The organism is Jezberella sp. (assembly GCF_964834465.1).
On the sequence record NZ_CBAZRM010000043.1, the window covers coordinates 1 to 3,342 of the forward strand.

Sequence of the window (3,342 nt, forward strand, 5' to 3'; positions counted from 1 at the left end):
CTATGTGTGGCGCCAGCAGCGTATAGCCGAAGGCGGGTTCAGGGAGCTGCGCAAGCCCCAAGAGTAGGAAATATTCTAGAAAAGGGAAGATTCAGTTCGCGGCTGCGTGAATCGATTCCCCCGCCCCTCACGCAAGATTCTTAGCTTCTCTAAATAAACCAAGCCCTGCCAGCCTGGTGTGGCCAGATTGAGCCCTGGGTATTGCCGGCGGCAGTTTTCCAGGGCAGGCGACTGAGCATTGCGTTCTTCGTCACGCAGCGCATCCGAGGCGCCTCTGATAATTCGTGCAGCTTCCTCGCGCTCTCGCTGTTCTTCTTGTCTAGCGCGTAAATCCAGTGCTCGGGCATGCTCCAGTTGAAGCCGCTGTACCTCCAGCATGGCAATGAAGCGTTCAGTGTTTTCGGCTAGTAGCTGACGCTCGGCGTCGGTAAGAAGCTGGCCAGCGCTTGATCCATAAACGGGCACCGCCCCGGTGTCATAGGAGCCGTATAGGAGCTTGAAGCACTCGGAGCCGAGGACGGTGAACCGCCCATTCTCCCGCACGATGTGGATGCGTTTGTACACGCTGTGGCGACAGCCGTCGCGCTGACAAATTATCCGATCTCCTTTGTCTACCTCGACCACTGCCATCAGCTGCGCGTTCGACATCTTTTATTTTTCCAAGCAAAGACCGCCCCCGGTCATAAATGTCGACTATACAGTATAGGGTCAGGGCGTTTGCAAGTCGACTGCGCGGAATGGTTTGCGGGCGATATGCTCGGCCAAATCGCCTTAGCGCCCGATTTTTTCCGTTTTCCCTATTCGCCCCCATTAGATAAAGCCGCGATCAATCATGCAAATTACATTGCGTTGAATCAAGTGACTGGTCACAATGAATCGTCGTTATTGAATGGATATACTGGTGATACACCAGCAGCAAGACAAGCATTTGCCGGTTTCACAGCGCAAAGTTCAGGCGGTGAAATTATTGGTTTCGCTCCAATGCCAGATGCGATTTATAGCCTCATTAATTCTGTCTATCATCGCGACGTCATGGCAACGCAATTCGCAGCAAACATGGGCATCTCATACAATACCGGTTGGGGAACTCCACTAGTTGTAGAATTCGGATCGATTACGCCACAAAATAATGCATCATCTTTTACAACTAATTATCCGATCGACGGACAAACTGGATTGCCACTAACGACACGTGCAGAGTCGCCAAGCCCATTACCAAGCACGGTGGTTACCGTTAATGACTTTGCCACCAAAACAAGTTCGCCAGTTACGTTTTACAGTGCTTACGGTACTACATTGGTTGTAAATTCATTTACTGTTACTAAGTCAGGCAGCAGCACACCGTTGGCAGCTACATTGATTACGTCCAGTAGTGATACTAATAAATTGGTAGGGACAAATACAGCACATCTTATCGGCAATGCACCATTTTTACCGAACACAAAGTACGTCGTTAATTTTACGGGTTCTGTGAACGGCGTCTCTGTAACAAAAACATGGAGCTTTACAACTGGTACTTCATTAGATGTAGGTAGCGGTCTGTAACTACTTCAGAAAGAAAAAAAGGGCTTTTTAAAAGCCCTTTTTTTATATCTGGTTATTTGAATTAAAGCTTTAAACCTTTAATTACAATATACCATGTGTGATCATAGCTAAAAGCGTTTGATGGGGCACCAGGAGCCGCAGGAAGCGGTTCTGGATCAGTATTGCATTCGCCGTACACGTATCCGTCAGCTGATGTGTAATTTGCATCTACATATTTGTGCATGTTCAGTGGGCAAAGATCATATAATTTTTGCTCAACCTCTCTCAAAGATGGACTCTGGGCGACGTTCAAAGTACCACCAGCATTCAAAATTATAGATTGCGCTGCATCTGTATAGTTAGTGGTGCAACCAATATTTCCGCACCACCCACCAACACCAAACTGCGTATAGAAACAACCTTGTGGGGGTTGCCTTAGAAAACGGAAAAAATCGTACGCTCAGGTTCAAGAATGCTGGACGGTTGCCAGCGGCAAGAATAGGGTAAGCGGCGAGTCTGGCAAGGAAAGAAAGCCGTGATGCCGGTAGAAAGTCGCTGCCGCCTCATCCTTGGCGTCCACAATCAGGGCGAAGGCGGCAATCTCAGAACGGGCAGCACGGTCGAGCGCATCGGCCAGCAGCGCACCGCCAAGACCTTGCCCCTGAAATGCCTGATCGACAGCCAAGCGACCCATGCGAACGGCTGGCACAGTCGGATAGCGTGGCAGCTTCTTGCCGGTGCTAGCAGGAAGATCGGCCAGCAGCAGGCTTGCCGATGCCAAGGTGTAATAGCCGGCGATACGCTGCCCATCTGCCAAGGCTACAAAGCAGGCGGCCACGCGGCGGCGAATGTCTTGGGTGACTTGCTCTCGCAAGTAACGATTCAACGGCTCTGAATCACTGCTGAAGGCAGCACGGTCATGCGTGGCATCGAGCGGTGCAAGCTGAAACGGTGCACGGCTCATTCAGCGCGTAGGAGCTTGCTGCGACGGGCGAAGGCACGTTCCAAGGCTGGGGATGGTTTCGGTGGCGACAGTAGCGCCTGTGCAAAGCATTCCTGATCGGCCAGAGACAGACGGATAACTTCGGCTTGCTCGATGGCGCGCTGTGCGGCGTCTTGGACGGCGGACACAACGAAATCGGTCATGGTGCGACCTTGAAGTTCAGCGGCACGCTTGAGCATCGAATGCAGATCGGTGCTGATTCGGGCTTCGAGACGGGCGGTAGAGATAGCGACGGGCATGGTTTTATCCTCCTGATGCAATCATACGGCAAATTGCCGTACAAATCAAGGCGGGATTTTTGGAGGTTCCGAGATACCGTACGATTTTTTCCGTTTTCTGAGGCGACCCCTAGATGATAAGACTCGAGTTCTTTCTGGTCGCGGTATGCAGCAAGCAATTGGGCTAGGTGGAGAGGCAAAAACCCATGGCGGGAAACTGCGTGATTTTTTATCGCTTTCAACAATAAATCCTTTTGTTGACAATGACTTAGCCATGGCGGTAAGTGACCCAGTTAGATTTATCCGACCTGGTCGAGGTGGTATTCCTGCCGTGGCTTTTGATGCAACACTGCTAATAGATTTATGCCACACAATTTTGAAGGCCAAGGATAGCCCGGGGTTTAGAAAAGAATTGTAGTTGGCAATCCAAGTCTGGAGCCCATTATTCAATAAAAACAATGAGTTACTGAAACTCTGGCAAAGTCAAAGTTTTTTGAACTGGCAATCGTTCTCTGGAGTTTCCGATTAATTGGCAATCGTTCTCTGGAGTTTCAGAAAAACCGTTTAGCTGATGCGTGATCGATGCGAAGGAGGATT

The 3,342-nt window shown here is 50.2% G+C and carries 5 protein-coding genes; 2 read left to right on the forward strand and 3 right to left on the reverse strand.

What is annotated here, in order from left to right:
* Positions 1–75: 75 nt before the first annotated feature.
* Positions 76–648 (reverse strand): hypothetical protein, encoded by a 573-nt coding sequence (locus AC1W8Y_RS14945; protein WP_051516974.1) that lies wholly within the window; start codon positions 646–648, stop codon positions 76–78.
* A gap of 69 nt (positions 649–717) precedes the next feature.
* Here AC1W8Y_RS14945 and AC1W8Y_RS14950 point away from each other — a divergent pair, with 69 nt between their 5' ends.
* Positions 718–1,545 (forward strand): CAP domain-containing protein, encoded by an 828-nt coding sequence (locus AC1W8Y_RS14950; protein WP_482015286.1) that lies wholly within the window; start codon positions 718–720, stop codon positions 1,543–1,545.
* Positions 1,546–1,990: 445 nt separating this feature from the next.
* Here AC1W8Y_RS14950 and AC1W8Y_RS14955 read toward each other — a convergent pair whose 3' ends face one another.
* Together AC1W8Y_RS14955 and AC1W8Y_RS14960 are read right to left on the reverse strand one after the other, a co-directional pair.
* Positions 1,991–2,488: a GNAT family N-acetyltransferase gene (locus AC1W8Y_RS14955; protein ID WP_482015287.1), complete on the reverse strand. Its 498-nt coding sequence runs from the start codon at positions 2,486–2,488 to the stop codon at positions 1,991–1,993.
* A complete protein-coding gene (locus tag AC1W8Y_RS14960; RefSeq protein ID WP_482015288.1) occupies positions 2,485–2,766 on the reverse strand; it encodes a type II toxin-antitoxin system TacA family antitoxin in 282 nt (93 codons plus the stop codon). The genes AC1W8Y_RS14955 and AC1W8Y_RS14960 overlap by 4 nt, the downstream gene beginning before the upstream one ends.
* Before the next feature lie 145 nt (positions 2,767–2,911).
* Here AC1W8Y_RS14960 and AC1W8Y_RS14965 point away from each other — a divergent pair, with 145 nt between their 5' ends.
* A complete protein-coding gene (locus tag AC1W8Y_RS14965) occupies positions 2,912–3,163 on the forward strand; it encodes a hypothetical protein (RefSeq protein WP_482015289.1) in 252 nt (83 codons plus the stop codon).
* Positions 3,164–3,342: the final 179 nt, after the last annotated feature.

What these genes read in the sequence shown, in the direction of transcription:
- AC1W8Y_RS14945 (WP_051516974.1), bottom strand. Translation starts at nt 648, where the DNA reads ATGTCGAACGCGCAGCTGATGGCAGTGGTCGAGGTAGACAAAGGAGAT.
- AC1W8Y_RS14955 (WP_482015287.1), bottom strand. Translation starts at nt 2,488, where the DNA reads ATGAGCCGTGCACCGTTTCAGCTTGCACCGCTCGATGCCACGCATGAC.
- AC1W8Y_RS14960 (WP_482015288.1), bottom strand. Translation starts at nt 2,766, where the DNA reads ATGCCCGTCGCTATCTCTACCGCCCGTCTCGAAGCCCGAATCAGCACC.
- AC1W8Y_RS14965 (WP_482015289.1), top strand. Translation starts at nt 2,912, where the DNA reads ATGCAGCAAGCAATTGGGCTAGGTGGAGAGGCAAAAACCCATGGCGGG.